We start from the raw sequence: 4,823 nt of genomic DNA on the forward strand, positions 1-4,823 counted from the left end.
CGCGACGACCGCCGCCGTCGGGCGCGTCGCCGGATCCGGTGGCCGCCGCTCCGGACGTACTGCCGGATGTGCCGACGGGCGCGTTGCCCGGCCCGCCGCCGTCGACGTCGCCGGGCCTGCCGCCCGTACGGCCCGTACCTCCGCCGGACCGGCCGTCCCGGGAGTAAGCGTTTTCCCGAGAGCCGTCAGCGTCACCGGCCCTATCGGGATAACCAGGACATTCCTCATCGGAGTCAAGAAGTTCCGCCAGCCGCTTGAGTCCGCGGTGCGCGGCCGTCCGTACCGCGCCGGGCCGCTTGCCCAGCGTGCGCGCCGCGGTCTTCGCGTCGAGTCCGACCACCACCCGCAGCACGACGGCCTCGGCCTGGTCCCGCGGCAGCCGCGCTATCAGCGCCATCGTCCGGCCGGTGGCGAGCGCCTCGATGGCCTCGTCCGCCGTGTCGGACTCGGCCGGCTGACCGGTCAGCTCGGTCTCGTCGGCGCCGATGGCCGGGCGCCTGCCGCGCATCCGGATGTGATCGAGCGCGCGGTTACGGGCGATACGGGCGGCCCAGCCGCGGAAGCGGTCCGCGTCCCCGGTGAACCGGCCGAGGTCACGGGCGATCTGGAGCCATGCCTCGGAGGCCACATCCTCGGCGTCCGGTTCACCGACGAGTGTCCGTAGATAGCCCAACAGCCGCGGGTGCACCGCGCGGTACACAGTACGGAAGGCGTCCTCGTCCCCGTCCTGTGCCGCGAGCACCGCGGCGGTCAGCTCCGCGTCGTCCCCCAGCACTCCCACAACCTGTCCTGAAATCGCGGCTGGTCACTGCCGCGCCGCCTCACGCGTTCCTGAACGCTACGGCCTTCCCGCGCTCTCGTCCATGACTTGTACAACCTGCAACAACTTGCTGACGTTATGCGGTGTGACAGAAAACGCATCCACGGCGCTGAGATGAGTACGGGGCCGCACCGCGGCTCCGGCGGACGGCGACCGGGGCCTCTCCTGTGGGGGGTGGCGGCCCCGGTCGTCCTCCTGGAGCGTCTGGCGCGGCATCCGATGTGGCCTCCGGCGCGCGGCCGGCCGTACGACAGTTCCGGCCTCCCTCGCGTAAGTCCCGCAGCCCGTACGCCTCACAGCCCGTACGCGGCCTCGCGTGTCAGCCCTGCGCCCTGGCGCGCCGTGAGACCACCGCGCGCAGCACGCGCTGTCCTTCGGTCGACAGATCCATGGCCTGGCGCACACCGGCGGGCCCGTCCGTCTCGGCCAGGATCTCCAGGATGCGGATCTGGCGCCGGAGTTCACCGGCGACCAGCGGGCCGACACCGTCCGCGCCTTCCGCGCCGTCCACCGCGTCCGAGACCGCGGCCGTGTCCTCGCGGGCCCGTGCCAGCCGCTCCGCGGCGGCGGCGCTCCCGCCCTCGCCCACCGCGTCGAGCTTCTGATGGATCTCCAGCGCGGCGACGGAGCAGATCTCCGCCCAGTCGCGCAGCGGCCCGGCCGCCCACTCCGAGGGCGCGGAGGCGAGCATGGTCCGTACGAGCGCCACGCTCTCGGCAGCCGAAGCCATGTCAGGCCCAGGCTCCGACGTCGCTCCCGACTCGGGCCCCGGCTCGGCGTCCAGAACAGACGCGGCGGCCTCCACGGCCTGACGTGACGCGGCCAGCCGGTCCGGCCAGTCCTGTTCCCGGACCGCCACACCCGCCCACAGCGGTCGCAGCACATCGGCGTCATCCGCGAGCAGCGGCAGACATCGGTCGAGGCAGGCGAGTCCGCTCGCGGCCAGGCCACGAGCATCCGCCTGTGCGATCAGCTTCACCAGGCTCATTCAGGTCTCCCGTCGCGGAGGCGGTACTGGGCGTACTGGCGGTACTGACCACTACTGCGCCGGACGGCTTGAATACGTCACTCGGTCACCGCGCGTAGATGACCCGCGACCCCCTTCCGGGCCGCGTACGCATCACTCCACCGGGTCCGGAACACCACGAAGATCCGGTACGCCCGGAATTCCGAGCCCGTCGAGCAGCCGGAAGAAGAGCAGTTCGGCGAATGATTCAGGCCGCCGCGCGCTCAGTACATCGAGGAGCGTGTCCGGCTCGGCCGTCCCGCCCGCCTCGGCCGCCCAGTCGGCCGCCCGCCGCGCCGCGTCCTCCGCCGGCAGGAAGAGCTCCTCCAGCTCCAGGCCGCTCGGCGCGAGATGACGGGCCATCGGCTCCCGGGCCAGACAGGCGTACCAGGAACCGCTGTGCGGCGCCGCCGCCTCCACCGCCACGCACTCGCTGCCCATCACGAAGCCGAAGAGCACCGGCGATCCCATGGCGCGGGCGAGCGCGCCCATGTCACCGATATCGGGCTCGCTGGGATGGCGCCACACCTGCCAGCCGTCCGGCCGCCGCTGATGGGGCGTCAGCTCGGACCGTACGGCGGAGAGCGCGGGCTCCTCCGCGAGCGGCCGATCGCTGCGGCCCACCACGAGATAACCCCAGAAGCCCATGTGTCCCACTCCCCCCACACCCACCATGACGGGCTCCAGCCTCGCCCGGCCGGGCGCCCGCCGAGCCACGGCGCACAGCCCTGCCACAAGGCCGCCACGCTTCGAGCACACCCACGCCCAGCAACCCGCGCCCCACGCCCCCCGCTCAGGCCGGGCCGCCCACCTTCCTCGCGAGCGCCGTGAATCCGCTCCAGTTCAGCGACGGCTTCGCCGGATTCCACAGCTTCTGCGTCAGCGCGGCCAGCGGCAGCCGGATCCCGCGCGCCACCTGGTCCTCGGTCTGCGCGTTCGGGAAGTCGCTCCAGACCGCGAGCCGTCCGCCGAGGATCTGCTTCGAGTACTTCGCGTCGACCGGTTTCGTACCGCGCAGCACCAGCGGAGTCCACTGCTCATAGATCCGCTGACCGGTCGGATACATGAAGTTGTTCGGCTGGCCGAGCACGTAATAGAGGTACTCGTCGTTGAGGTTGACCACCGGCCGGCCCTCGTCCAGATACTCCACCGGCTGCCGCGCCCCGATCTCCCGGCCCGTCCAGTACTCGATCTCCAGGTCCTTGTCGGCCTGGACGACTCCGTCCCGGAAGACACCGTCGTTCCACACCTTGTTCGTCCGCTTGAACTGGCGCATCGTCGCGGCGCGGTCGTTCGTCCAGCCCGTCGTCAGATCCTGGATCCGGCCCTGGCTGCCGTACTTCTGCACCGCCAGTGCGGCCAGCTTCGGATACGACGCCTCGGGATCGGCGACCACCAGCGCCTGGTACTCGTCCCCGCCGAGATGCCAGAACCGGCCCTTGAAGAGCCCGGCGAACTCACGCAGCAGATCGTCGATGAGCCGCGCCGAGGCGGGCTGCGAGATGTCGATCGCGCCCTTGGTGGCCACACCGTCCGCGTTACGGAGCTGGAGCGAGGGATACGCGGCCAGCACCGCGCCGAGATGTCCCGGCGAGTCGATCTCCGGGACGACCGTGATGTGCAGCCGGTCGGCGAGGTCCAGGATCTTTCTGACCTCGGCCTTGGAGAGATGCTGCTTGGAGACGATCTCGGGATGGGTGGTGGATTCGATACGGAAGCCCTGGTCGTCGGAGAAGTGCAGCCCGAGCATATTGAGCTTGAGGTCGGCCATCTCGCGCAGCCGGTTCTCGATCCAGCCCGGCGTGTAGTACTTGCGCGCGATGTCGAGGTTCAGCCCGCGCTGCGGCCGGCCGGGACTGTCCTCCACGACACCCTCGGGCATCACCGCGTCCGCGCGCAGCGACTGCTTGAGCGTGCGGGTGCCGTAGAAGACACCGGCCTGATCGGGTCCGGTGATCCGCACCTGACCGCCGCTGGTGGTGAGGGTGTACGACTCGGCGGCGCCGCTGCCGCTCTTGAGGGCCAGTTCGACATCGCCGGCACCGGCGGCGGCCGTACCGCGGTAGGCGATCTTCAGCTCGTCGGCCAGCAGCTTCCCTTCGTCGGCGAGGCCCTCGCTGCCGCTCGCTATGACGACACCGCTGCCGGCGGACGGCTTCCAGCCGGGCCCGCGGGCGGCCGTGTACTTGCGTACGGAGGGAATGACGCGCGGCGCCGAGGAGAGCGGGTACGTACCGGAGGGCGAGGGATCGGCGGCCGGCGCGGAGCGTGCGGAGGAGGCGCGGTCCGAGGAGTCGGCGGCGTCGGAGGAGGAGGCGACGCGCGACGACTCCGATCCGTCCGTCGCACCCGCGCTCCCGCTGCCGGAGTCACAGGCCGCCATCGTGGCGGCGGCGGCCATGGCGACCACTGCCCCGACTGTCCGATGACACCGAGCATGCCGAGCACGCCGAGTACTCCAGAAACGCCGGGATATTCGCATCACTCCGCAACCTCCCAAAGAGTGCCAGGTGCACCCCCGACACCGCGAAAGTGCGGCGCACTTACGGCGAAGGTCCCACGGCGGCGTCCATCCCGCGCGGGGAAACCCTCCCATCCGGGTGAAAATCGCGCATCCGTCGGACGTACCCCGCGGCGCGTCGATAGCGTTACGGCGCATCCGCCCCTTCCGGCCCAAGCGTCACACGGGCCGGTCCGAACAGCCCACCGGACGGCCCAACCGGCCCACCCGGTCAGCTCAACCGACACACCGGCCGCGTCAACCGACGTACCACTTCTCACGTCTGTCCTTACGTCCCGCTTCTGCCCTTACGTTCATACATTCGGCCGCCACTTCGCCGACCACCGCCCGACCACCGCCGCCCGCCGCGTTCGAGGAGCCCCCGCTGTCCAGCGCATCCCACGCCGGCCACCCGAACGGCCTCCACCGTTTCAACACCGCCGCGCCACTCGCCGCCGAAACCGCGCTGCTCAGCTGCTGCGGCAGCCGCCGCTGGG

General features: G+C 71.1%; 5 protein-coding genes. All 5 read right to left on the reverse strand.

Annotated elements, in window-relative coordinates:
* On the reverse strand, window positions 1-775 hold a 775-nt coding region (locus GA0115259_RS22345; protein ID WP_256098082.1), incomplete at its 3' end, for an RNA polymerase sigma factor.
* Between the two features lie 364 nt (window positions 776-1,139).
* Window positions 1,140-1,808: a hypothetical protein gene (locus GA0115259_RS22350; RefSeq protein WP_093600096.1), complete on the reverse strand. Its 669-nt coding sequence runs from the start codon at window positions 1,806-1,808 to the stop codon at window positions 1,140-1,142.
* A gap of 132 nt (window positions 1,809-1,940) precedes the next feature.
* Entirely contained in the window at window positions 1,941-2,474 is a 534-nt protein-coding gene (locus tag GA0115259_RS22355) for a hypothetical protein (RefSeq protein WP_093600099.1), read from the reverse strand.
* Window positions 2,475-2,619: 145 nt separating this feature from the next.
* Entirely contained in the window at window positions 2,620-4,227 is a 1,608-nt protein-coding gene (locus GA0115259_RS22360; protein WP_237540334.1) for a beta-N-acetylhexosaminidase, read from the reverse strand.
* Between the two features lie 357 nt (window positions 4,228-4,584).
* The coding region (locus GA0115259_RS41200) for a hypothetical protein (protein WP_218104228.1) at window positions 4,585-4,823 on the reverse strand (239 nt) is incomplete at its 5' end.

It is taken from the genome of Streptomyces sp. MnatMP-M17, from assembly GCF_900091995.1.
GTDB lineage: Bacteria > Actinomycetota > Actinomycetes > Streptomycetales > Streptomycetaceae > Streptomyces.

Bases quoted from the DNA above. Each gene is read 5' to 3' on its own strand.
- GA0115259_RS22350 (WP_093600096.1), bottom strand. From the start codon at position 1,808: ATGAGCCTGGTGAAGCTGATCGCACAGGCGGATGCTCGTGGCCTGGCC.
- GA0115259_RS22355 (WP_093600099.1), bottom strand. From the start codon at position 2,474: ATGGGCTTCTGGGGTTATCTCGTGGTGGGCCGCAGCGATCGGCCGCTC.
- GA0115259_RS22360 (WP_237540334.1), bottom strand. From the start codon at position 4,227: ATGGCCGCCGCCGCCACGATGGCGGCCTGTGACTCCGGCAGCGGGAGC.